At 48.6% G+C, this 23,623-nt stretch carries 22 protein-coding genes; 15 read left to right on the forward strand and 7 right to left on the reverse strand.

Going from position 1 to position 23,623, the window contains the following annotated elements; all coding sequences use genetic code 11:
• Nucleotide 1 precedes the first annotated feature (1 nt).
• Together MHH48_RS08975 and MHH48_RS08980 are read left to right on the forward strand one after the other, a co-directional pair.
• Entirely contained in the window at nucleotides 2–697 is a 696-nt protein-coding gene (locus tag MHH48_RS08975; protein WP_083659533.1) for a hypothetical protein, read from the forward strand.
• Between the two features lie 94 nt (nucleotides 698–791).
• Nucleotides 792–1,652, forward strand: coding sequence for a MurR/RpiR family transcriptional regulator (locus MHH48_RS08980; RefSeq protein ID WP_076320497.1), 861 nt, complete (start codon nucleotides 792–794; stop codon nucleotides 1,650–1,652).
• Nucleotides 1,653–1,934: 282 nt separating this feature from the next.
• Here the strand turns inward: MHH48_RS08980 and MHH48_RS08985 are convergent, their stop codons facing one another.
• Entirely contained in the window at nucleotides 1,935–2,852 is a 918-nt protein-coding gene (locus MHH48_RS08985) for a winged helix-turn-helix transcriptional regulator (protein WP_076320498.1), read from the reverse strand.
• Between the two features lie 435 nt (nucleotides 2,853–3,287).
• Here MHH48_RS08985 and MHH48_RS08990 point away from each other — a divergent pair, with 435 nt between their 5' ends.
• From MHH48_RS08990 to MHH48_RS09010, 5 genes are all read left to right on the forward strand, one after another.
• Nucleotides 3,288–4,775 carry an alpha-N-arabinofuranosidase gene (locus tag MHH48_RS08990; RefSeq protein ID WP_076321285.1) on the forward strand — a complete coding sequence of 496 codons (1,488 nt, stop codon included), beginning with the start codon at nucleotides 3,288–3,290 and terminating at the stop codon, nucleotides 4,773–4,775.
• 161 nt (nucleotides 4,776–4,936) lie between these two features.
• Nucleotides 4,937–6,265: an extracellular solute-binding protein gene (locus MHH48_RS08995; RefSeq protein ID WP_076320499.1), complete on the forward strand. Its 1,329-nt coding sequence runs from the start codon at nucleotides 4,937–4,939 to the stop codon at nucleotides 6,263–6,265.
• Nucleotides 6,266–6,343: 78 nt separating this feature from the next.
• Nucleotides 6,344–7,237, forward strand: a complete 894-nt coding sequence (locus tag MHH48_RS09000; protein ID WP_076320500.1) for a sugar ABC transporter permease — start codon at nucleotides 6,344–6,346, stop codon at nucleotides 7,235–7,237.
• A gap of 2 nt (nucleotides 7,238–7,239) precedes the next feature.
• A complete protein-coding gene (locus MHH48_RS09005; RefSeq protein ID WP_076320501.1) occupies nucleotides 7,240–8,073 on the forward strand; it encodes a carbohydrate ABC transporter permease in 834 nt (277 codons plus the stop codon).
• A gap of 107 nt (nucleotides 8,074–8,180) precedes the next feature.
• Entirely contained in the window at nucleotides 8,181–8,396 is a 216-nt protein-coding gene (locus MHH48_RS09010; RefSeq protein ID WP_076320502.1) for a DUF2905 domain-containing protein, read from the forward strand.
• Nucleotides 8,397–8,575: 179 nt separating this feature from the next.
• Here the strand turns inward: MHH48_RS09010 and MHH48_RS09015 are convergent, their stop codons facing one another.
• From MHH48_RS09015 to MHH48_RS09035, 5 genes are all read right to left on the reverse strand, one after another.
• Nucleotides 8,576–9,445 carry a YitT family protein gene (locus MHH48_RS09015; protein WP_076320503.1) on the reverse strand — a complete coding sequence of 290 codons (870 nt, stop codon included), beginning with the start codon at nucleotides 9,443–9,445 and terminating at the stop codon, nucleotides 8,576–8,578.
• An 18-nt stretch (nucleotides 9,446–9,463) separates the two neighbouring features.
• Nucleotides 9,464–10,708, reverse strand: a complete 1,245-nt coding sequence (locus MHH48_RS09020) for a cation:proton antiporter (RefSeq protein ID WP_076320504.1) — start codon at nucleotides 10,706–10,708, stop codon at nucleotides 9,464–9,466.
• A 3-nt stretch (nucleotides 10,709–10,711) separates the two neighbouring features.
• The gene (locus MHH48_RS09025; protein ID WP_076320505.1) at nucleotides 10,712–11,203 is read right to left on the reverse strand and encodes a cation:proton antiporter regulatory subunit; all 492 of its coding nucleotides are present in this window, start codon (nucleotides 11,201–11,203) and stop codon (nucleotides 10,712–10,714) included.
• Between the two features lie 234 nt (nucleotides 11,204–11,437).
• Complete coding sequence (locus MHH48_RS09030) at nucleotides 11,438–11,782, reverse strand: hypothetical protein (protein ID WP_076320506.1); 345 nt, start codon at nucleotides 11,780–11,782, stop codon at nucleotides 11,438–11,440.
• Between the two features lie 140 nt (nucleotides 11,783–11,922).
• Nucleotides 11,923–12,114: a hypothetical protein gene (locus MHH48_RS09035; RefSeq protein ID WP_076320507.1), complete on the reverse strand. Its 192-nt coding sequence runs from the start codon at nucleotides 12,112–12,114 to the stop codon at nucleotides 11,923–11,925.
• A gap of 213 nt (nucleotides 12,115–12,327) precedes the next feature.
• Here MHH48_RS09035 and MHH48_RS09040 point away from each other — a divergent pair, with 213 nt between their 5' ends.
• The 5 genes from MHH48_RS09040 to MHH48_RS09060 all read left to right on the forward strand — a co-directional run bounded on the left by MHH48_RS09040 (nucleotide 12,328) and on the right by MHH48_RS09060 (nucleotide 18,773).
• Complete coding sequence (locus tag MHH48_RS09040) at nucleotides 12,328–12,951, forward strand: stalk domain-containing protein (RefSeq protein ID WP_076320508.1); 624 nt, start codon at nucleotides 12,328–12,330, stop codon at nucleotides 12,949–12,951.
• Nucleotides 12,952–12,999: 48 nt separating this feature from the next.
• On the forward strand, nucleotides 13,000–13,431 hold the full coding sequence (locus MHH48_RS09045; RefSeq protein ID WP_076320509.1) for a zinc ribbon domain-containing protein: 432 nt from the start codon (nucleotides 13,000–13,002) through the stop codon (nucleotides 13,429–13,431).
• Between the two features lie 314 nt (nucleotides 13,432–13,745).
• A complete protein-coding gene (locus MHH48_RS09050; RefSeq protein WP_076320510.1) occupies nucleotides 13,746–15,305 on the forward strand; it encodes an extracellular solute-binding protein in 1,560 nt (519 codons plus the stop codon).
• Entirely contained in the window at nucleotides 15,287–17,125 is a 1,839-nt protein-coding gene (locus MHH48_RS09055; RefSeq protein WP_256720373.1) for a sensor histidine kinase, read from the forward strand. Before MHH48_RS09050 ends, MHH48_RS09055 begins: the two co-directional genes overlap by 19 nt.
• 37 nt (nucleotides 17,126–17,162) lie before the next feature.
• Entirely contained in the window at nucleotides 17,163–18,773 is a 1,611-nt protein-coding gene (locus MHH48_RS09060; protein ID WP_076320512.1) for a response regulator, read from the forward strand.
• On the opposite strand, the gene MHH48_RS09065 is transcribed toward MHH48_RS09060, so the two are convergent.
• A complete protein-coding gene (locus MHH48_RS09065; protein WP_076320513.1) occupies nucleotides 18,763–19,170 on the reverse strand; it encodes a hypothetical protein in 408 nt (135 codons plus the stop codon). The genes MHH48_RS09060 and MHH48_RS09065 overlap by 11 nt on opposite strands.
• Before the next feature lie 724 nt (nucleotides 19,171–19,894).
• On the opposite strand from MHH48_RS09065, the gene MHH48_RS09070 reads away from it, so the two are divergent.
• The 3 genes from MHH48_RS09070 to MHH48_RS09080 all read left to right on the forward strand — a co-directional run bounded on the left by MHH48_RS09070 (nucleotide 19,895) and on the right by MHH48_RS09080 (nucleotide 23,569).
• Nucleotides 19,895–20,863, forward strand: coding sequence for an ABC transporter permease subunit (locus MHH48_RS09070; protein WP_076320515.1), 969 nt, complete (start codon nucleotides 19,895–19,897; stop codon nucleotides 20,861–20,863).
• 16 nt (nucleotides 20,864–20,879) lie between these two features.
• Nucleotides 20,880–21,797 carry a carbohydrate ABC transporter permease gene (locus tag MHH48_RS09075; RefSeq protein ID WP_076320516.1) on the forward strand — a complete coding sequence of 306 codons (918 nt, stop codon included), beginning with the start codon at nucleotides 20,880–20,882 and terminating at the stop codon, nucleotides 21,795–21,797.
• A 233-nt stretch (nucleotides 21,798–22,030) separates the two neighbouring features.
• Nucleotides 22,031–23,569, forward strand: a complete 1,539-nt coding sequence (locus MHH48_RS09080; protein WP_076320517.1) for an extracellular solute-binding protein — start codon at nucleotides 22,031–22,033, stop codon at nucleotides 23,567–23,569.
• The last annotated feature ends 54 nt before the right edge of the window (nucleotides 23,570–23,623 follow it).

A 23,623-nucleotide genomic window follows, 5' to 3' on the forward strand; every position in this document is an offset into this window, starting at 1 on the left:
TATGCCGGAGCCGGACGAGGTTATTCGCCGATTGATGGAAGAGGAAGGGGCTGATGAGTTGCTGGCATGCGCGGAGCTGGAGCAGGACCCTCTTTTCCACAAAATACCGAAGGATCGAATAGCGTACTATGTAAGCATGTCACTTAAACGGGGCAGAGAGACGGCGGCTGGCTATAAGAACAAAGGCAAGTCCATCCGGGAGCTGTGTCAGATGGAAGGCTTACAGTATCAAGTGACGAATCGGTCCGGCACTTTCCACAACGTCAGCTTCCGCGCGCAGATTGATTTCGCGAAGAGCCCGCCGGCGATTATCATCTATGCCTCGTCGCTCCGCGATATGCGGCAGGCGTACCGGATGGTGATGGGGAATGGATGCGAGGAGCGGGAACAGGAGCTGGAGCGGCTGATCGACCTTCATTTAGCACATGAGTTTTTTCATTACACGGAATACCGGGCGGGGCAGTTCACGAATGAGACGCTGGAGCCGATTGATATGTTCAAGCTGGGAAGCTGGTATACGAAGAGGTCAAGCATTGTGAAATGCAGTGAAATCGCGGCGCATGCATTCTGCAAAACGATACTGGGCCTGCCCTGCTTGCCGAATGTGCTCGATTACGCGTTTCTTGTAGAGACGAGGGCGATGGATGCAGGTGAGCTTAGCCGGCGGGTGGAATATTGGAAGATGATGTTGGCCTGATTTTATCATTACTTCCCTTGATATGATATAATGGGGTGTACTGGCGAAGTTACCGGATTCGCATTTTTCCCATTGGCAGTCAGGAGGAGGTACCATGTCTTCACAGGTTCCGGCGGTTATCGCAAAAATTGTATCGCAAACTCAAAAACTAACATACGGTGAAAATCAGATCGCCAATTTTGTTATACACAATCCGGAATTCATCACCCGTAACACCATTACGGCTATCGCGAATGAAATCGGTGTGTCCGAGACAAGCATCAACCGTTTTTGCAAAAAGGTGGGCTTCAAAGGATTCAACGATTTTAAAATCGCGTTCGCCCAGGATGCGTTTTACCGGGATATGCAGGCCAAGAAGAAAGAGAGACGCGAGATTAACGTCATTGATGCGCTGGCTCTCGACTATAACGAACTGATCGTTAACACTTCGGCGCTCATTACGGAAGATCAGCTTCATCAAGTGGTCAAGCTGCTGAAGGGCGCGCGCCGAATCCTCCTCATCGGCTTGTTCGATTCGTTCCTCGCGGCCATGGCATTGAAGAACCGGCTTGCGATTATCGGCGTTCATGCTGATGCAATCAATGACAGCAGGGAGATGAAAATCGCGGCCTCCCAATGCGGTCCTGAGGATGTCGTAATTGCCTTCTCGCGTTCAGGTTCGACCCGGGAGATTATCGATGCCGTCAACATCGCGCAGGTCAATCAGGCCAAGACCGTGGCAGTCACCTGTTATGACTCATCAGCGATTACAGAAAATGCGGTGGTCGATATTATTGCGCCAGATAAAATCTCAGTCAATAACAGCGCTTTTATGTCCAACCATATCACGTTTCTGTTTGTCGTCGATCTCATTATGAGCGTTTTCATTTCATCGGATAAGCAGTATTTGAAGAAAAAGCTGGACAGCGAAGGAATATTGGCAAGCGATCAATCGATAACGAATTATTTTCTGTGATTGTAGAAACAAAACGCTCTTGTCGCGCAAATGCGCGGCGGGGGCGTTTTTTAATGCTGCTTATGACTTGTTGTTTTGGTGGTAGTGGGAAAGGAGGAGCGCGAGCAGATATTCGATATTCTTATCGTTCAAGCCCGCGCCTGCTTTCAGCATGTCCGCACAAACAGCAGGAGCAGGGTGTCCCTGCTCCTGCTGTTTTCCATACTTTAGTGGATAAACGTATCAAACCAATGCAGATGTTAACCTACCATAGTGATTCTTGTTCACCCTTCATTCGACTCTCTAGCCTTCCTTCACATCATACAGTACGCGAGCCAACAGGTCCTGGCTATAGTTGCCGAAATGCTTGCCGTAAATGGTTAAGCCGCGTTTATTAACAGATTGTTCGTTAACGGCGATCCTGAAGGTGAGCTCGCTTTTGTAATCAAGCCGAATCTGGTCCAGACCAACATCCGAGATGCGGCATCCATCGATAAAGCTGCCTTCCTTATTAATTCGGATTAGCTTCAGCATGCCGTATTGGTTCAAATGAGGCGGCCACCATTCGGGGTTGAAAGTACCGCGTTTGTCCCCGAAATCCCCCGGACTTGTCCAGCTGCCAATCTCGATCCCGTTTACGTAAAAGAATATGTCCGATGGATAATTGTCGCAATATCCCGGCGCCTCGGAGCCAAGCTCTAACGAGAATTGAATCTCGCGGAACGATTGATTGGACTTCAAATAATTCGGGATCCGGTATTCCAGGAATCCTTCGGTAAGCCAGATGATCTCCGAGTTGATCCGCTCCGGATCGGCGAAATAGCGCGGATCGTCAAAATCTCCGATGATGCTGTCCTTGGTGGCAAGCCCGCAGGTCGGGGTTGCCTGGTAATCGCTGTAATGGCCAACCTGAATTTCCACCTCGTATAAGTTATCCATATCCTTGCTGCGAAGATCAACCATCAGGGTGTCTTTATTCAGGTAACAGATCTTCTGAATGCCGTGTTTACCGCCAGTGGTATTAATTTCGATCAGGCCACTATCTTCCAATTTCTTGATATGCATGGTAATAGCGCCATTGCTGAGGTTCAGCCTGTTCGCGAGATCGTTTAAGTTTAGACTTTGGTTCTTGGCCAGCAGCTCCAGAATTTGAATGCGAATTTCCGAGCTGAGCGCTTTAAAGATATCAAGCCCGCTCATTAAGTCTTTAATGTAGATCATCTTATCTCAAACCTTCTTCCGATTAAAGGATTTATATAACGATGGTAATAGGTACAGAGGGGTAAAGAGGTTTATTTTAAACAATTATAAATCAATATGTGCGTTAAATAAAGATGTGATCTAATTCTTCAAAAATTTCATTTGAAAACCAAGAATTCCAATACTCAAAATCACTTTATTTCAAATTATTATAAAAATAATAATTCGGAATACAAGGAAAACAAGTGTTTTACACCGCCATTTAGCTGACTTTTAGATAATTAATATTAATTAATTTCTAATATATATAAATCATTTTATGTTTGCGTATTTACAGCGAACCTCTCATATGATATTTTATATTTGAAAACGAATTCATTTAGTATTATTTGAAATGATTCATAATTACATCAACGGAAGGTGAAGGACTTGGCAGCTGAGAAATTGAAAGCACGAATGATCGTGGATAAGTCGTTTCGGATCGCGCAAGTTGATAACCGCATATATGGTTCGTTCATTGAACATCTTGGCCGCGCTGTATATGGCGGCATTTACGAACCCGGCCATGAAACTGCGGATGCAGGTGGTTTTCGTAACGACGTGAAGGATTTGATCAAGGAACTGGATGTCCCGATTATAAGATATCCCGGCGGAAATTTTGTGTCAGGTTATGACTGGGAAGATGGCGTAGGTCCTGTAGCCGAACGGCCGAAACGGCTGGAGCTGGCGTGGAGAACGCTGGAGCCGAACGATGTCGGCACGAATGAGTTTATTTCCTGGGCCAAGGAAGTGGGCTCGGACGTTATGATGGCCGTGAACCTGGGTACTCGGGGGATCGACGCTGCCAGAAATCTGCTGGAATACACCAACCATCCCGGAGGCACATACTGGAGCGATCTAAGACGCAGTCATGGTTATGAACAGCCGCACAAGATCAAAACCTGGTGTCTTGGCAACGAGATGGATGGGCCTTGGCAGATCGGACACAAGACCTCGACAGAATACGGCCGACTTGCACTGGAAACGGCAAAAGCCATGCGGCTCGTCGATCCGACCATTGAACTGGTTTCATGCGGAAGCTCAAGCACCGGGATGCCGACATTCCCTGAATGGGAAGCCGTAACGCTGGATCATACGTACGAGGCGGTTGATTACATATCGCTGCATCAATATTACGGTAACCGTGATAACGATACCGCCAACTATCTGGCACTTTCCCTCGATATGGATCACTTTATTCATACGGTCAAATCCACCTGCGATTACATCAAGGCCAAGAAACGCAGCAAAAAGACGATGTATCTCAGCTTCGACGAGTGGAATGTCTGGTACCATTCCAATGACGCTGACAGGCAGATTGATCCATGGAGCATCGCTCCGCCGCAGCTGGAGGATGTGTATAATTTCGAGGATGCGATTCTTGTCGGCAGCATGCTGATCACCTTCCTGCGCCACGCAGACCGGGTGAAGATGGCTTGTCTGGCACAGCTCGTCAACGTAATCGCGCCGATTATGACCGAGAACGGCGGCCGTTCTTGGAAGCAGACCATCTTTTATCCGTATCTTCACGCTTCGAAATTTGGCAGGGGCGTATCGCTGCTACCTATCGTCGAATCATCGAAGTATGATTCCAAGGATTTTACCGATGTTCCGTATCTTGATAGTGCGGTCGTTCATAATGAAGAGGATGAAGAAATTACGATTTTTGCCGTGAACCGTCATCTGGAGGAAGCATTGGAGCTGGAATGTGATGTGCGCAGCTTTGAAGGCTACCGGCTGCTGGAGCATATCGTGATGGAGCATGAGGATCTGAAAGCGGTGAATACCGCATCTGAGGAAAGAGTCAAACCACATCATCAGGGTGGAGCTAAACTCGATAACGGTATGGTTACCGCAAGGCTTGCCAAGGCATCATGGAACGTTATTCGCTTGAAAAAAGCTTAAGGAAAAGCAGCGGGCAGTTCTCACCAGGGGCTGCCCCATCTCCCAAACAGTCATATCAAATTACACACATTATGAAAGCGCTTTATTTCTGGATGGTAGCAGAAGTACCGATTTTTGAAGTGTAGGTTTGTATGAACGAAAATTAAGGGAGGTCCAGTAAGATGCTGAAAAAATGGTTGATTGTATTCACGGTATTATGTATGACATTGTTCTTGTGGGGATGCGGTAAATCGAACAATGCCGGCGGCGAAACCTCGGTTCTGGATGGAGGGGCAGGGGAAAGCGCCACAGAGCTGTCTTATTGGACGTTTGTTGAGCTGCACGGACAGCATTTTGAGAAAATGCTGGGCAAGTGGAATGCCGAGAATCCCGAACGCCAGATTAAACTAAACGTGACGGTCATGCCGTATGACGACATGCATAACAAATTATCCATTGCGGTTCAATCGGGGACTGGGGCACCCGACATTGCGGATATCGAGCTTGGGAAGTTTCCGGATTTTCTGTCCGGCACGCCGCAGCTGGAACCGCTCAATGATGTCATTGATCCATACCGGGACACCATCGTTAAATCCCGAATTGACCTATACAGCAAGGAAGATACGAATTACGGCATCCCGACCCATGTTGGCGCGTCCGCTGCCTTCTATAATACCGAGATTTTGGAGGAGGCTGGGGTTAACTATCAGGATATCGTAACTTGGGAGGATTTTAAGCAGGCAGGTATCCAGGTGTATGAAAAAACAGGCAAGTACATGGGAACAGCCGATACAAGCGCAGCCTGGCAAGCTTCCATGCTATTGGCACAGCAAGGCGCGGATCTGACAGACGATTCCGGCAATCCGATCGTGAACTCGGAAGCGATGGTGAAAGCCATGACGCTCCTCAAGGACCTGCAGGATAACAATGTCATAGCAACCATTGCCGGCGGCCAGCCGGATACCGAAGAAGCATATGGAGAGTTTAATGCAGGAAATTACGCTACGGCTTTCATGCCGCTGTGGCAAATGTCCAGATACACCAACTACATGTCAGACTTGTCCGGGAAAATAGCCATCGCGCCGATACCGGTCATTGAAGAAGGAATGCCAAGATCGGTTGGCGGCGGCGGCACCGGCACGGTTGTTACCAAGAACGCAAAAGACGTACAACTGGCGAAAGACTTTCTGGCATTCGCCAAGCTGTCCCTGGATGCCAATAAAGAGATTTGGAACACGCTTGGATTCGATCCGGTCAATATGGACGTTTGGGATATGAAAGATGTTACGCACAATGCCGAGAATCAGTTCGTCAAATATTTTGTTAATAACCCGTTTGATGTCTTGAATGAGATCCGAGATGAAATCCGGTTAATCAAATCGACCTCCGCATCGCCTACCATCAACAACGTCCTGTGTACAACAACCTTCAATGAGATTTTCGAGGATGGCAAAGACATTACTGAAGCTTTGAACGACGCCCAGAAACAAATCGAACAGGAATTGAAATGACACTCGCTCATAGGGTACCAAAACATAGAGCTGCTCATGGAATCGTTAATGGGCGGCTCTCATTAAAGGAGTAGAATCATGATTAAAAAATTTCTGTACTCGCAAAAGGTTGCTCCTTATGTGTTTGTTCTGCCGTTTATTCTGGTGTTCCTTATATTCTGGGTGCTGCCGCTGGGCAGCTCATTTGGCATGAGCTTTCAGAAGACGCAGCTGGGGCAGGAAGCAGATTGGATCGGTTTGGCTAATTACGGAAAACTGATGGGGGACGGCGTCTTTCTGAAGGCGGTCACGAACAGCGCGATTTACATGATCCTGACGCTCCTTATCCTGATTCCGTTTCCGATGCTGTTCGCGGTATTGATTAACAATAAGTTCATGTGGGGAAGAGAATTTTTTAAATCGTCCTTTTTCTTCCCGGCACTGACGTCGGTTGTTGTCGCAGGCACCATTTTTCGGCTGATGTTCGGCGAGATGGAAGGGTCGCTCATTAACAGTATACTGGGGTGGTTCGGGATCGACCCGGTGAAGTTTCTGAAGGGACAGGTTACTGGTTTTATTGCTCTGGTGGCACTTGCCACATGGCGGTGGACGGGCGTTAATATGCTCTATTTTTTATCCGGGCTCAAAAATATCCCGGGTGAATATTATGAGGCGGCATCCATCGACGGGGCCTCGGCCTTTCAGAAGTTTACCAAAATCACGATGCCATTGTTAAAGCCAACCACGATATATGTGCTAACGATCAGCATTTATGCGGGGCTTGCCATGTTTATTGAGAGCATGATGCTCTGGAACGGCAACAACTCTCCGAAAAACATCGGCCTCACGATAGTCGGTTATCTGTACCGTCAAGGCATTGAGAAGAACAATCTGGGTTATGCGGCCGCTGTAGGGATTGTGCTGCTGGCGATCACCATGATCATTAATCTGACGCAGCTGACGCTCTCCGGCATGTTCAAGAAGGAGGATTGAGAATGAGAAGAGAAACACTGATCAAAATAATCCTCTTCATTTTGTTCTCCATACTGTGCTTTCTGATCCTGGTCCCTTTTTATGCCGTCACCATCGCTTCCTTTAAACCGGGCGAGGATTTGATCCGGTATGGGCTGAATTTGAAATTTGACCTGTCGGTGATGAGCCTGGACAATTTCAACTACCTGTTTACAGGCGATCATTCTTATTTTATGTGGTTTTTTAACTCCTTGCTCCTTACGGTGGTGCAGGTTACGTTAACCCTGCTGGTCAGCGCAACGGTTGCCCATGGGTTTGCAGCCTATGATTTCATCGGCAAAAATTTCTTGTTCATCTGCGTGCTTCTGATTATGATGGTTCCTTTTGAAATTCTTCTTCTTCCGTTATACTCCCTGACGTACAACCTTGGCCTTATGAATTCGTACTCGGCGATTGTGCTGCCGGGGATCGCAAGCGCGGCTACGATCTTTTTCTTCAGGCAGTATTTAAGAGGGGTTCCAAAAGAAATGATTGCGGCAGGGCGGGTGGACGGCGCGACGGAATACGGTATCTATGTACGGCTGATCTTGCCTGTGATGAAGCCCTCCTTCGCTGCCATGGCGATCCTGAACGGCATGAACAGCTGGAACAACTTTCTGTGGCCGTTTATGGTACTCAGCGATGATGGCAAGTATACCCTTCCGATCGGATTGAAGACGCTCTTGACCCCTTACGGGAACAATTATGACTTATTGATTGTCGGCTCCTTCTTCTCGATCATTCCGATCTTTATTTTGTTCATGGCCTTCCAGAAGTATTTTATCGATGGGATGACGGCGGGGGCGGTGAAAGGATGATCACTCGATAGGAAGGGCCTGACCTTGCATGAGGCATCTCAAATCCTTTATGATACAAGGAAACCTGCGTGTTTCATGTTTGATTTGATGAATGAGGTGACCGTATCGTGCATCCTGTAACTCGGGTTCTATTGTGGATTGGCGGCGCTCTGATCGTGATCGGGCTGCTCTGGCCTGTCATTGGACGATTTGTCGGCCGGCTGCCGGGTGACATCGTGGTGGATAAACCCCATGTCAAAATTTATTTTCCGATCGTAACCTGCCTCGTCATCAGCGTGGTGGGCTCATTAATTCTGTTTCTGATCCAGCAGTTTCGTAAATAGCAGAGATATCATAAGAAAAACGTCTATCGACGTACTTTCTCGGAAGACAGACTGCGGTTAGGGGATGTTTTTCTTGCGATATCAGGAAGGCCTAAGCTTTGGAGTTTATACTTTCTGATAAAAAAACAGGCCGGCTAGGGCAAACCCTTAGCCGGCCTGTTTACATGGAAGAGAGAAACTTACTTCTGAATGATGGTAATCTCGGCATTCGGATCCAGGCTTCTCACGATGGATTTGAATCTGGGCATCTCCAGAATGTGAACCCGATAGATCAGCTGCGTTGAACCGATGGTTTCACCTTCATACATAGAGTCATCTTTAGGGTCAGCAGTTTGGGATTCATACCCCATGATGGCTTTCATGGTATGCTGGATTTCCACTTCGCTCACGCTGCGAATCCGGACCTCTCGTTTAAGCGGAAGGCTCGAAGTTGTAATACGTCCGGTCTCCAGTGCCATGAGACATGCGATCGCAGAGTACATCGCTCGTTCCCAGCCGAGAAGCAGCCCTGCCAATGTCAGTACGCATGTATTGACCATGATATGGATGTATGGCAGCTTCAAGCGGGTTAGCAGATGTGATATCTGCTGCGGAATCTTGGGCATTTGGAGTGAGTCCAGGACGACGCCGTAACGAAGGCCGAGACCGATGCCCAGCCCAAGGAAAATGCCGCCGATGCCTGCGCTCCCGATCTTGCTGTCGATGAGAGCGGGAACCGGAAAGAACAGGATCGAGCATACGGAAAAAGTAAGCAGCCCGACGGTGGCAATGACGGCTTTTTCCCGGTTGGCCCCACGGTAGACCAGCAGGAGCAGGGGCAGATTTAATGCAAACAGAAACATGCCTGTATGAAGTCCCGTCAGATGCGAGGCGAGCGCGGAAATTCCCGTTACGCCGCCCGCGATGATGCCGCCGGGAACAAGAAATAAATCCAAACCGAACGCCGCTATCAGGCCTCCGATGGCAGCCATGCTCATTCTTCTTCGTGTACTTGCCTTGCTTACGGTCTCTTGCGGACCGTTCGTTACCCGAACATGGGCTTGAACCATAGGCAATGTACCCTCCTTTTATCCGCTTGCACTTTCATCCTTTAGCTTCGGTTTAACCGGTTTCTTCTCCTTATAGTCTTTAAATTTAATGATTTTGTTTAAGAAGTTATACACATGCTTGGACTCCTTGGTGAGCAGCGGTCCGAGAATAGCCAGTATCAGCACATACAAGGCTGCGAACGGCTGGATGAAGGTTGCAAGTCCGCCCGCTTTACCCATATTAGCGAGAATAATGGAGAATTCCCCGCGGGATACGATGGTCAGACCGATATTGGAGGATGCTTTGGAGGACAACCCTGCACTGCGTCCTGCAAGCATACCTGCAATAAAGTTACCAAGGAGCGTGATGATAACGGCGATTAGCGATAACCACACAGCTCCGCCAAGCTCGGAAGGTACAATCGTTAAACCGAAGCTAAAGAAGAATATGGCTCCAAAGAAATCACGGAATGGTAATATCAAATGCTCAATGCGTTCACGATGCTCCGTCTCAGCCAGGACAAGCCCGACGAGCAGAGCGCCGATCGCCTCGGCAACATGAATCGTTTCGGCGAATCCTGCGAGCAGGAACAATGCGCTAAAAACAACCAAGGCAAACAATTCGTTCGACCGTATATTTAATACCTTATTCAGAAGCGGTACGGCTTTACGGCCAATAATAAGGACAAGCAGCATAAATCCAAGGGCGATTACCGCAGATATCAGTACTCCGCCCAGCGATGATGATCCGCTTAATACGAGGCCGGAGAGAATAGAGATATATACAGCCAGGAACACATCCTCGAACATGATAATACCGAGAATCATTTCAGTTTCGGGATTCGCCGTTCTTTTCAAGTCAACCAGCACCTTGGCTACGATAGCGCTTGAGGAGATGGTGGTAATTCCCGCAACAATGAGTGTTTCCGCGACCGGGAATCCGGAAAAGATCCCGATCATCAGTCCAAGCGTAAAGTTAATGGCAATATAGATGCTGCCACCAACTACGATGGACTTCCCTGATTTAATTAACCGGCCGACTGAGAATTCGAGGCCAAGATAGAACAGAAGGAACAGTACGCCGATGCGACCCATAAAGTCGATGAACGGAGCACTTTCTATAAAACGAAAATCGAATGATCCAAAATGAAAAGCATGAGGCCCTACCGCCATCCCTATCAGAATGTAGAAAGGGACGACGGAAAACCGGAGTTTAGCTGATAGCAACCCCGCCAGGGCGATCAGGAAAATCGCCAGTCCAACTTCTAAAACCAAATGATCCATTCATCAACCACGTCCGTTCATCAAGATTTGTTTAAATAGCCGCTGTTGTTGACGTTCACCAACGACAACGAGTGTCGAGTCCGGTGTGATGATAACGTCAGGTCCGGGATTGATTTGTTTACTGTTTTTATCAACTGTCGCAATGATGGTTGCACCTGAGGCTTGGCGCACGTCCAAATCACCAATCGATTTACCTGCCCCGTAATAGTGGGACTCGATGCGATACCACTCGATAATCAATTCGTCCAGCGCCATGTCGATTGTTTCCAGCGCTTTAGGTTTATAAGTGAGACCGCCAACGATGGCAGCAATTTGGCGAGCCTCATCATCGTCCAAGGAAATCATGGAGATGCTTTCGTCCGGATCGTCATGTTCATAATGGTACATTTCACGGCGGCCGTCGTCATGAATGATAATGACCAGTTTATCGCCACCGCGGGTATCAATTACGAATTTCTTGCCGATTCCGGGCAAATCTGTTTCACGAACATGCATAGGTTAAACTCCTCCTAAAAATACACTTTTAGTTTTTTTTGCAGACCGGTCACACGGATCTCAAAAATATACGCAGCCAAATAATACAATCCATTCAGGATGAAATTGTACAGTCTTTAATAAACCTACGTGCATACGTCAATTAGCACAGGTTGATTGTATGGTTGCCTGAGAGATGAAAAATTGGCGAATTTAAGAAACCGCAGTCAGTTTGAATGCGAAAAGGGGAGGAATCTAAACGAACTTCGATGTGTATTTAATGGGGAATAATAATAAAAGCCGGAGCCGAAGCGGAATGATCGGCCGATAGGGCAGACGTGTTTTGGGAGCCTGCAACATGAGAATGGCCGACATCAATAAGAACAGTGGCAAGGTATTGCCGGCTGCCTTAAGTTTGGAGAGAATCTGAGAGTGTTTCAGAACAGCTACTTTCAGATGAAGGTCGTGCTTATAAACATACCGCTCATCGTGGGTTTCGCTGCTGGAATACTCCTGGACGGGAATGTAAAGGGCAAATGCCGTAACCAGAACAAGTACCAGCATCCAAAGAATTTTTGCTGTTTTTAAGAAACGGTTCACGGTGACTCCCCCTTCGTCCCAAGCTTCTATATTAATCATAACATAAAAATAATCGTTCTCAAAATGAGAACGATAAATTATTTTTGAACACTTTTACAGATTGATTATATTTTTTACATTATATTGAAGCGAGACTTGTCTTACTTTTTGCGAAGTTTATCGTAATTTTCCGTATCGGGATCGATATCAACTTTCGATGTATCTTTATCTTCCAAAATGCCAAGAACCAGATCATCGAGCTTGTCGGTTGCGGCTTGATCCGGACGATCGGGCTCGGGAATAGGGTCTACGCCGGGGAACTGTCCGTCATATTCAGGTTTCTTTTTGCTCATTAGGGTCTCATTCCTTTCTGGAAATATTTTGGCACAAAAGGTTCCGTTATATGTAACGAATAAACGCGAGGGGTGAAAATGAAACCATGCAAGCGATCATCAGCATGACAATAATCATCCTTCTATGTAATGTATCTCTATATATTCATCTGCTATATAAGAAATATGCTAGAATGTATTGGAGGAATATTATACCAGGGGGTAATTTGAGTTATGAAGAAAAAAATGCTGTGCTGCAGCATCGCTTTATTGCTTGTGTCAGGATCGGTCGTTTCTGCTCATCCGGGAAGAACGGATGCCAATGGAGGGCATACCTGCCGCACCAATTGCGAACGCTGGGGTCTGTCTTATGGCGAGTATCATTATCATAACGGCGGAGGAAGCTCTTCAAGCGGAAAGTCGTCCTCATCCAAGCCTAAAGCCAAATCATCGAAGAATAGCACGACAAAATCCACTGCGCCGAAGCCGGCAGCCCCGGCTTATGCCAAGTCCGGTCTTAAAGTTTACGTTAACGGCAGCGTGGTGAAGTTTGACAGTGAGCCGTTGGTGTATAACAACATCAATCTGGTGCCACTGCGGGAAATCGCTGAAGGAATGGGAGCTGAGGTTAGCTGGAATCGTGAAGCGGCCAGTATTGGTGTACAAAGAGGCAATCACAAGATAACACTCACGATTGGCAGCAAAACCGTCTTTTACAACGGCAAATCGGAAACCGTTGCGGTCGCTCCTAAAGTGATCGACGGCGTGACGTACGTTCCGATTCAGGTGTTTGCAAGGGGCCTGGGTGCTGGCGTGAACTATACCGATCATGATAAAATTCTGAGAATCTCCTTATAGGAATAAAATAACAGCATTAAACGGGTGAACAGAGAGGGGAGAGCATACTTGAGTTTTTTTGATAAATTCAAGGCCGGTGTGTCTGACGCCGGAAATAAAGCCAAAACGCTGGTGGAGATCAATCGGTTAAAGCTGCAGAACAACGGTAAAAAAAGCGATATCGATGAACAGCTTCTGGAAATCGGCAAGGTTGTATTTGCTGCAATCGAAGCTGGGAAGTGGCCGCCTGATCAGGAGAGTATTCAAAGCTACGTGGACAAGATTCATCAATTGAATTTTGAAATCGACCAAAATCTGCTTCATATCGCCAATCTAACGGATGAGAAGGTATGCAGAGGCTGTGGGAACAGCTCCGCTATGAACGCCAAGTTCTGTGCCCATTGTGGCCGTACGTTCGAAGTGATTCAGGTGGAATCGGAAGGGCAGCGTAAAGAAATTCCCCTTCTGGAAGATGGCAGTGATCAAGAGGAGCCGAAATAGTGTGATTGGTCCAATTGTCCTCACTAGTCTAGGCGGGCCGATCGATTGGAACGGGATCTTATTCTCGCGTGCGTGTTGTGCCGAATAATAACACGAGCAGTGAAAAGGACGTCGTGGTCCTTGATGTCAGGATGAATGTTTTGGCTAAAGTTAGAGCCGCACCCTGGTTTGGGAATGACCAGGGGCGGCTCTTTTCTTTTTGTCCGGTGTGAAGGAAGCCGCAAATCATTACAGAATGATTATTAAGGTGAGCTTACTCACCATAAAATCGTAATATAGTAATATTAGCTTACTAGCTGAGGGAGTGAGGACATATGCCGATGAACAAGGCCTGTAATGATGAGTTATTTCAACATGGGGATCGAAGGGTGTCAAGGCTGCTTAAGGGTAACGTTCTATTGCTTCCCGTCTGTGTATTTCTGATGCTCCTTGCTGCTGGATGTAACATTATGGATCCTTCGGAGGAGGACAATTCGCCGGAGAGTCAACCGAAGAGCGCATCCATCAGCATCGTTATTTCCAGTCTCGGGATGACATTCCCTGCCGGGATGGACGAGAATGACAATCCGTATCTGAATTACATTGAAGAGCGCACGGGGCTTGAGATCGGTGTTAATCTTCCGCCACCTGAAGTTTACAACGAGAAGTTGGATGTCATTATGTCCTCGGGCAACTTGCCGGATATGCTCCATACGTATGAACCGGTGTGGTTCGACAATTATGTCAAGCAAAAGGCATTTATGCCGCTGGATGAGTTAATCGACAAGTATGGTCCCCATCTAAAGGAGAAAATTCCGCCGGAGGTTTGGGATCGGGTTCGATATGGCGGGAAAATCTATGCGGTTCCGAGCTTGAATGAGGTGACTGGGGCAGAGCTGATGTATGTCCGAAAGGATTGGCTTGATCGGCTTGGCCTGGAGCCGCCCGAAACACTGGAGGAGTATTACGAAGTCATCCGTGCCTTTACGCTCGATGATCCGGACGGCAACGGCGTGCAGGATACGATCGGCCTTACCCTGATGTCGAAGTTGGGCAGGTCTTCCCCGTTCTTCGGCGCCTTCGGGACGCAGCGGAATACTTGGTTTGAACGGGACGGTCGGCTGGTGAACGGAAGCATTCTGCCTGAAACGAAGGAGACCCTCGCGTTTTTTGCCAAGCTGTATCAGGAGAATCTGCTCGATCGGGAGTTTCCTTTAAACCTGCAAAATAACCTGTTCGAAAAAATAGAAAATGGCACGGTGGGCCTGTTCTCCGCAGCATGGTACGACACGCGGGGGCCAATCGCGGCTAACATGAGCAAGGATCCGGAGGCAAAATGGATTCCGCTTCCGTATCCCACGGGACCGGACGGATTTAAAGGCGTGGAAGGCAAGGATATTATCCGCGGCTACAATGTCATTCCCGCCGAATCGGAGAAAGCAGCCGAAGTGATTAAGTTTCTGGACTTTATCGCCAGCGACTATAAGACGCTGAAGCTCGGCTTCGAGAACGAAATCTGGCGTTGGGAGGACGGGGCGATCGTTACGGATTTTGTGCTTCACGACAAGCATTTGTACCGTGGCATTTACCAGTCGCTTGTTGATGTGCCGGACCAATTGCTGTTTAAGGAGCGGCTTGACTCACTAGGCGATTTCAACCTATACAACAACTTGCAGATGATTCACTCACATATAACTCCGAATGCATTCTATGGCGTTCCCACACCTGCCATGACGAAGTACAGTAATAAGCTTAAAAATCTGGAGGATGTGTTTACGAAGATCATTATGGGGCTGGAACCGCTGGATGCCTTTGATGACTATGTGAAGAGGTGGAAGGAAGAAGGAGGAGATGAAATCACGAAGGAAGTGAATGAATGGTACTCCAAACAATGATGTCGGCCGCCAAAAAAGGGGGGACTCGAATGATGGCGTTGACTCGCTGGGTCCGGGATCGGTTTTCGCAAAATATTCAAACCCGCTTGACCGGTTATTTTCTGCTGATCCTGCTGCCATTGGTCATCATCAGCCTGTTTGCGGTGGAACGGTCCCGGGATATTCTCTATGAACAGGCTGTCGAGCGGACGGAGATGGCGCTTTCGTCAGCGATGAATCATTTTGATCTGGCGCTGCAAAACGTGGAGGAGATATCCACCTTGATTGCAAGCGACCCTGGAATGAATGAGCTGCTGAACAAAAACAGTACCAACTTCTCCCCTCAATCGATCGTGGATTTCTCGGATATATTGGAACAGTTATTGAATTCCGTTTCGGTGAACCGGTTTGTATCCCAAATTTCGGTGTATCATCAGGCGTCCAATAGGATTATCTCTACCCATTACGGCGGCAAAAAGCTGACGGGCGAGACGCAGCAGGAATGGCTTGTCGAAGCTGCCCGGAGGAACGGAACGGGGATTTCCTACGTCATGTCGGAAGCCCCTGTAGCGGAGGGAATCACGTTTGGACAGATGACGAATACGGACAGCGTCTCCTTGATTCGGGCCATGGACCTGTACAACAGCGAACGGCAGTCGAACCTGTTGGTGGTGTCTATTAACAAGAGCAAGCTGTTAAACATCATCAAGACGCTGCTTCCCTCCGAGAACAGCCGTATCGCCCTGTTGAACGAAAAGGGAGATGTGGTGGTGGAGACCGGCAGAATGTACGAGGAAAACATTTCTGACAAGGATATGACCGTAGCGATTGACTCGGATTACTCCGCATGGCGTCTCGCGTTGGTACAGCCGAAAAGTGAGCTGTACAAAGAGACTGATCAGCTGCGCCTGTTCACAGTTGCGATCATCGGGTTAAGCATCCTGCTGGCCATCATTATTTCATGGGTGGTGTACAGTGGAATTGCCTCACCTGTGTTGAAGTTGTCGCGCGGGATGAAGCGGCTCAGCAGCGGAGAACTGAATATTCATGTCGATACCAAGCGGAAGGACGAGTTCGGCTTTCTCATTCAGTCGTTTAACAAGATGGCCGTCGTACAGAAGCATCTGATCGAGGATCATTACGAGCAGCAGCTGCGATTAACGACGACGGAGCTCAAGTTTCTGCAATCCCAGATCAATCCGCATTTTCTATACAATACACTCGATTCGATATACTGGACGGCCAAAAACTACGATGCGGATGAGATCAGCGAGATGGTAATGAATCTGTCGAAGTTTTTCCGGTTGAGCCTGAACAAGGGCAGGCAGGTGTTTACGATTGAGGAGAGCATCACCCATCTGCACTACTATTTACGAATTCAGCAGCTTCGTTTCATGGACAATTTCACCGTGGATTATCACATTTCGGAAGAGAGCAAGCATGTCCCGCTCCTCAAGCTCCTTCTCCAGCCTTTGGTGGAGAATGCCATCATTCATGGCATGGAGGGTAAATCCTCAGGAGGGAGCCTGGTCATATCCAGCCGGATCGAAAAGGGGCAGACCGTGGTCATCAGCGTACAAGATAACGGGCCGGGGATTAGGGAAGAACGGCTCTGTTATATTCAGCATGAGCTGGAGATGATGGGTTCCCGCAGCGTGCCGGCATCTTCCCAGGATGAGGAGCATGTGAAGGATCTGTTCGGCCTTCGGAACGTGCTGAGCCGAATGAAGCTGTATTATGGCAGGAAAGCCCAGCTCACGGTTCACAGTGTCTCAGGGGAAGGCACAACCGTCACCATTTCCATTCCGCTGGATCGCTGCAAGGAAGTTAGCTTGAAGTAGGTACTCATATATAGATCGTTCGAAAGGGGAAGACCGCATGAATCTCATGATTGTGGAAGATGAACCCCGGCTGCGTAATGCACTAGCTTACAATATCCCGTGGGACAAGTATGGAATTGAAGTGGTTGGTATGGCGTCCAACGGTGTCGAAGCCCTTGAGCTTGTAAGCCGGAAGAAACCGGATATTATGCTGATCGATGTGCAGATGCCTGAAATGGATGGATTGACACTCCTTGGCGAGCTGCGAAGCCGGCAGGACATTAGCCGATTGACGAAAATGATCATTCTGAGCGGACATGATAACTTCGAATTCGCGCAGCTTGCGCTGGAATACGGGGTGTCCAAATATTTATTGAAGCCCGCCGGCGAGGAGGATATCCTCGAAGCGGTGCTTGAAGCGAGGCAGCAGCTTCGGGAAGATCTGGAGCAGTGGCAGCGCAAGGCTGCGTTGGAACAGAAATGGAAAGACAATCTTCCGCACCTGCAAAATCTATTTTTTATCCAATGGGTGAGCGGCAAATATACAAAGCAGGATGTTCTTGGCAAGAGCAAGGAATTATATATTCCGTTGAAGGAGGATGACCATATTGCGGTAGCCGTGGTAGACCTGGACCCGCTGCCGGAGCATGAGACACGGTTTCAACGGGGGGATGTTGAGCTGCTGCAGTTCACGATGCAGTGCCTGGCTAAGGAGCTGTTATCCCATCCCTCTCTCTGGATCACGTCGGATTCCGGCAGTATGCTGCTGGTGGTGTTGTTCGTGAAGGAAAATCAAGACGCTAAGGAGGCCATGCTGCGGCTGAATGCCGATGTATCCAAGCTGCTCTCCCAGACGAAGGAAGTGCTGAAGTTGACGGCAAGTGCCGGCATCTGTGCTTCGATCGGGGCGATTGAAGATATGAGCCTGCTGTATACGCAAGCCTGCCGGGCACTTCAGGACCGCGTCGTGTACGGACACGACCTCGCGATTCCTTACCGGGAGCAGCACAAGCGAGATATCCAGGGCGTGATCGTGCAGCAGAATCTGGAGAAGACGCTGGAGATCGCGCTTGAAACCGCGGACGAGACGAAAGCCCTGGAGGCGCTGAAGGGATTATGGGAAGAAGCCTTCTCCAGATCCGAATCCTCGGATGAATTCCATGAGGCGGTTCTATACATGAACAGCTTCTTTACCCGAATGATCCAGAAGCAGGGCTGGACGGTGAAAAAAGTCGTTGGCGAGGATATCGATTTCTTCCAAAACGTCAAGCTGCTGAGCACTAAAATGCAAACCTGGTCGCTCTTGGAGCGTACAGTGAAGCATATCGTTTCCTTTGTGAGCGAACAGCGGAAAACGACGAGCCATCAGGTGGTGAAGGATATTCTGAACCTGCTTGAGGAGGAGATGGATCAGGAAATTACGCTGCATACGGTGGCGGACCGGCTTTATGTCAATTCTTCCTATCTTAGCCGGTTGTTCAAGCAGGAAATGGGGGTCGTCTTCTCCGCTTACGTCCTGGAACGCAAAATGGAGCGGGCCAAGTCGCTGCTGCAGGACGGTCTCAAGGTGTACGACGCCGCCCGGCTGGTCGGGTACCGCGATGTTAGTTATTTCACCAAGGTGTTTCGGAAGTATTGGGGGGTAAATCCGGGGGAGTTTAAGGGATGAGGAAGCGGGAGAGGCTGCAAGGTACTGCTGCACACATCTGAAAGCCGCTCCGCGGTCGTATCGTTCCTCCAATCGCTGTCGTCGCCGAAATTCCTGGAATGATGATGACAGCGGAAGAATTTCGGCTCCAAAGGCGACCACTATCGTTTTTCCGGAATCGATACGTCCTCTCCGCTGGTCCGTGGGGGTCCAAACCAACCCAAAAGCCTCCCCCATGAGGGTGGGGGAGGGAGAGATGGGAAAGCCGCTCCGCGGTCGTATCGTTCCTCCAATCGCTGTTGTCGCCAAATTTCCGGAATGATGATGACAGAGGAAGAAATTCGGCTCCAAAGGCGACCACTATCGTTTTTCCGGAATCGATACGTCCTCTCCGCTGGTCCGTGGGGGTCCAAACCATCTAAAAAGCCTCCCCCCCATGAGGGTGGGGGAGGGAGCAAATCGCAGCGCAGCATAGCATGCCGCTGTTACTTAAACAAGCAAACGAGCCGTTCGGGGCATACATCCCGAACGGCTCGTTTGCTTTTACCCCCAGCCCCAACCATCGGCAGGGCGGAAGTAATCACCCGCGCATTGAGGCTAGGGAGGCCAAGCTCGGCGCAGAGCAGAGGAGGCCTCGCTTGGCGACGAAGCACGGCATTGCCGTGCTTCGAATGCCAACTTCATTCTTGAGTAAGCTTCAACGGAGCAGGCGGAATTGTTCTGGAGAAGCGTGAGTGGTCCCCTTTATCCCCGGATTTCAACATTGTTTCATTCATTCAGAAGAAATCCGGGGGTAACAGGGATCGGAAGAACAATCCGCATGCGGAGTGATGCACAAATCCTCTTTTTTCGATGAAGGTTCAAATGGGGGCTAGGGGTTCAAATGGTCCTAGGGTTTTGAAAGCAAATGGTTTGAATTTCAGTTATGAATTTCGGTTGGCAGCGATTAGCCGATCGTGACAAGTTAACACCTCATGAAATACCCGTCGTAACCTCATGACATAATTACTGACGTCCATGCCCCAACACAACATCATATTACCATAAATAGTAATGATCCTCGCCTACTCAGTCGCTTCGGCGGGAATTACAATTTGTAGTAACCAAGGAGATTGAATCAATAGAAAGGGGGAGACGAGTCGATGAAACCCACGATAGAACCATCGCCGGCACCGTATAAAGAGATGAAGAAAAAACGAGGGTATTGGGGCCGTTTAGGGTCGGACATATGGAAAGAGTGGGATCTTTATCTGCTGCTCGTACCGGGCATCTTGTTCATTTTACTGTTCAAATACACGCCGATGTACGGGATTACGATTGCATTTAAGGATTTCAACATATTCACCGGATTTGCCGACAGTCCGTGGGTGGGATGGAAGCATTTCGAGAAGCTGTTCACGTCGCCGGATTTTGCTCAGGTATTTAAAAATACGGTCATCATCAGCTTCCTGAAAATCGTGATCTTGTTTCCGCTCCCTATCATTATTGCACTGATGCTCAATGAGCTGAGGAATATGGTATTTAAACGAACGGTGCAAACCGTCATCTATCTTCCGCATTTCCTGTCTTGGGTCATTGTTGGCGGATTGTTTATCGATCTCCTCTCAACGAACGGAGGAATCGTCAACAAATTGCTGGTATTCCTGGGCATGGAGCAGATTGCGTTCTTCCTGGATAACAGCGTGTTCCGGAGCGTGCTGATCACGTCGGCAGGCTGGAAGGAAACGGGCTGGAGCACGATCGTATATTTGGCAGCGTTTACAATGATCGATCCGATGCTGTATGAAGCGGCGAAGATCGACGGGGCCGGGAGATGGAAGCAGCTGTGGCACATTACGCTCCCGGGGATCGCCCCGATTATAGTCCTGATGTTCATCCTGCGTCTCGGGAACGTGCTGGAAGCGGGAACGGAACAGATTCTCGTCATGTACAATCCGGTCGTGTACCAGGTGTCGGATGTCATCGGAACCTATGTATACCGGCAGGGTCTCGGGAACCAGGATTACAGCTTCTCGACAGCGGTTGGTTTGTTCGAAGCCGTAATATCCTTCACATTGGTCATCATGGGCAATGCCATGAGCAGAAAATACTTACAGCGCGGAATCTGGTAAAGAAAGGGTGGCGCAAATGGATCACAAAAAAGCTTTGGAAGGAACAAACACCACCCGAGGTGTCATCCAAACGTCGTTTTCGGAAAAATGCTTCTCGGTATTCAATTATGCTTTTTTCATCTTGATGGGTTTAACGACCCTGCTTCCTTTCATGAACCTGATCGCGAAATCCTTGAGCAGCGAGGGAGCCGTCATATCGGGCCAGGTTGGACTGCTCCCGGTCGGGGTTCAATTCGAAACGTACAAGTATGTGCTGCAGGATTCCATGTTCTTGAATTCGCTCAAGGTATCCATTTTTCTGACGATCATCGGAACAGCTTGCAGTTTGTTTCTGACCACGCTGACGGCTTATCCGTTGTCCAAATACCGGCTGCGCGGACGAAAAGGGCTGCTGTTGATTTTCGTATTCACGATGCTCTTCAGCGGCGGACTGATTCCGACGTACCTGCTCATGCAGAATTTGAATCTGGTGAACTCCTTCCCGGTGTTATTCCTGCCGGCAATGGTGAACGTGTACAACATGCTCATCATTAAAAACTATTTCGAGGGGCTTCCGGATGAGCTGGAGGAGTCCGCCAAGCTGGACGGCGCGGGGAATATCCGCATCTTGGTCTCGGTCATTGTGCCGCTCTCGCTTCCCGTCATGGCAACGATCGGATTGTTCTTTGCGGTCGCTTTCTGGAATGACTATTTTGCGGCGATGATCTACATTACCGATCCGGCGATCAAGCCCATGCAGTTGTACCTGAAGGAACTGCTTGTTTCGTCCAGCGGGGACTTCCTGAAGGACAATGTCGACGCCGCGATTAACGCAACACCGCAGTCCATACAAGCATCTTCGATCCTGCTGGCAACGATCCCGATTTTGCTGGTGTACCCATTCCTGCAAAAGTATTTTGTCAAAGGCGTGCTGGTAGGTTCGGTTAAAGGCTAGATTTCATCAGGTTTTCTGAAGAGATCAGAAAGTATAAACTTTGGAGGATCTGAAGCCTGATATCGCAAGAAAAACTACCGCTAATTATAATTTCCGGGGTCCCCGCAAAGTACCTGAATGGACTTCGGAGCAAGGCCCCACTTTGTGGGGTTATCTTATAAAGGTGGTGATGCGCTTCGTATTGCTCAGATGGCAGAATTCATTGAATTTCTCAATCACAAGGAGGGTTATCCATGATCAAGATTAAAAAATCCGCGGTGTTGGCCGGGATTCTCGGATTCACGCTGGCGCTATCCGGATGCGGCGGCGGGGGAGGCGGCACGACGGATACGCCGGCGGCTCAGCCATCGGACACACCGGCAAGCACCCCGAAAGACGACGGGAACAAAGACACAACGTCTGAAAAACCGGGTCTGCGCATGATTATGCAATATGGATTGTTTGATCCGAAGACCGAATACGTGGCCAAGTACATCCAGGAAAGAACCGGATTCAATGTGGATTACGAACTGCTGCCGGCCGAAAACGCGGATGAGAAGCTGAACCTGCTCGTATCCAGCAAAGATAACTATGATTTGGTGAAATTGAATGCACCCCAGTTCTACAATCTGGCCTCTGCGGGAGCGCTCGAGCCAATCGATGAGCTGCTTGAGTCTCATGGGAATTATATTAAACAATCCATAAAACAAGAGTCCTTTGGCAGTGCAACGATCGATGGGAAGATCTTCGGTATTCCAGAGACGGGGGCTGGCGTAAGCATCGGCGAGGCGCTCGTCGTCAGACAAGACTGGATGGATGAGCTGGGTTTGTCCATGCCTACGAACACCGATGAACTTTACAATGTACTTAAAACGATTAAGGAAAAGAAGAATGTCATTCCGCTCACCATGAGCAAAGAGTCCACTTCCCTTTATGGCGATATTGCCACAACATTTGGCGTTTTGACCGATTGGAAAGAAGTCGATGGCAAGCTGGTTCATCGAGCTGAACAGCCCGAGATGAAAGAATATGTTGCTTATATGAATAAGCTGTATAAAGAAGGCTTACTCGATACGGAGATGCCAATTAATACCGCACAGAAATCGATTGAGAAGTTCTCAGGCGGTAAAGCAGCGATGTATAAGCTGGCCTGGTGGAATGCCGGGACGACGCTTGCTGCGCTAGAGAAGAACTTCCCGGAAGCCAAGACATCCGTCATTCCTTATCTGAAAGGCAAGGACGGCAAAGCCATGGTCGGGGTTAAAGCAAATACCACTTGGTATGTTGCTATTCTCAAATCCTCCAAGAATAAGGAAGCCGCTATGGATTTCCTCAACGCAAAAATGGAGCCTGAGACGTTTAAGGGCATCGCGCTGGGTAAAGAAGGCGTTCATCATGAAGTGAAGGACGGAAAGTACTATCCGATTCTGCCGATTTTCAATGATGAATTGAATAATGCAAGCAGTTTCCTGACAGGGGTAGACGAAGAGAAGTATCCGATTTACTGGCAAGCACGTGTACGTAAAGATCCTGTTCTTCAGGCGCATTTTGAAGAGTTCCAGAAAAATGCAGAAGGCATTATGGTTGTAGATCCGATGTCGACAGCACCGCCAATTGAAGCTGTATCCAAAAATCTGTTGAAATTGACGACCATGTTGGATGACAATGTGCTGCAATTCATTTCCGGTGCGAAGCCGATTGAATCTTACGATCAATTTCTGGCTCAATGGAGAGCCGATGGTGGAACCGATATGGTGAACGCAGCGAATGAATGGTTTCAGTCCACGAAGTAAATGATTCATTTGAAAAAGCAGTCTGCGCTGGCGGCTGCTTTTTTCAAAATTAAA

It is taken from the genome of Paenibacillus sp. FSL F4-0100 (assembly GCF_037993005.1).
Taxonomy (GTDB): Bacteria; Bacillota; Bacilli; order Paenibacillales; family Paenibacillaceae; genus Paenibacillus_AQ.

Bases quoted from the DNA above. Each gene is read 5' to 3' on its own strand.
- MHH48_RS08975 (WP_083659533.1), top strand. From the start codon at position 2: ATGCCGGAGCCGGACGAGGTTATTCGCCGATTGATGGAAGAGGAAGGG.
- MHH48_RS08980 (WP_076320497.1), top strand. From the start codon at position 792: ATGTCTTCACAGGTTCCGGCGGTTATCGCAAAAATTGTATCGCAAACT.
- MHH48_RS08985 (WP_076320498.1), bottom strand. From the start codon at position 2,852: ATGATCTACATTAAAGACTTAATGAGCGGGCTTGATATCTTTAAAGCG.
- MHH48_RS08990 (WP_076321285.1), top strand. From the start codon at position 3,288: ATGATCGTGGATAAGTCGTTTCGGATCGCGCAAGTTGATAACCGCATA.
- MHH48_RS08995 (WP_076320499.1), top strand. From the start codon at position 4,937: ATGCTGAAAAAATGGTTGATTGTATTCACGGTATTATGTATGACATTG.
- MHH48_RS09000 (WP_076320500.1), top strand. From the start codon at position 6,344: ATGATTAAAAAATTTCTGTACTCGCAAAAGGTTGCTCCTTATGTGTTT.
- MHH48_RS09005 (WP_076320501.1), top strand. From the start codon at position 7,240: ATGAGAAGAGAAACACTGATCAAAATAATCCTCTTCATTTTGTTCTCC.
- MHH48_RS09015 (WP_076320503.1), bottom strand. From the start codon at position 9,445: ATGGTTCAAGCCCATGTTCGGGTAACGAACGGTCCGCAAGAGACCGTA.
- MHH48_RS09020 (WP_076320504.1), bottom strand. From the start codon at position 10,708: ATGGATCATTTGGTTTTAGAAGTTGGACTGGCGATTTTCCTGATCGCC.
- MHH48_RS09025 (WP_076320505.1), bottom strand. From the start codon at position 11,203: ATGCATGTTCGTGAAACAGATTTGCCCGGAATCGGCAAGAAATTCGTA.
- MHH48_RS09035 (WP_076320507.1), bottom strand. From the start codon at position 12,114: ATGAGCAAAAAGAAACCTGAATATGACGGACAGTTCCCCGGCGTAGAC.
- MHH48_RS09040 (WP_076320508.1), top strand. From the start codon at position 12,328: ATGAAGAAAAAAATGCTGTGCTGCAGCATCGCTTTATTGCTTGTGTCA.
- MHH48_RS09050 (WP_076320510.1), top strand. From the start codon at position 13,746: ATGCCGATGAACAAGGCCTGTAATGATGAGTTATTTCAACATGGGGAT.
- MHH48_RS09055 (WP_256720373.1), top strand. From the start codon at position 15,287: ATGGTACTCCAAACAATGATGTCGGCCGCCAAAAAAGGGGGGACTCGA.
- MHH48_RS09060 (WP_076320512.1), top strand. From the start codon at position 17,163: ATGAATCTCATGATTGTGGAAGATGAACCCCGGCTGCGTAATGCACTA.
- MHH48_RS09065 (WP_076320513.1), bottom strand. From the start codon at position 19,170: ATGGTTTGGACCCCCACGGACCAGCGGAGAGGACGTATCGATTCCGGA.
- MHH48_RS09070 (WP_076320515.1), top strand. From the start codon at position 19,895: ATGAAACCCACGATAGAACCATCGCCGGCACCGTATAAAGAGATGAAG.
- MHH48_RS09075 (WP_076320516.1), top strand. From the start codon at position 20,880: ATGGATCACAAAAAAGCTTTGGAAGGAACAAACACCACCCGAGGTGTC.
- MHH48_RS09080 (WP_076320517.1), top strand. From the start codon at position 22,031: ATGATCAAGATTAAAAAATCCGCGGTGTTGGCCGGGATTCTCGGATTC.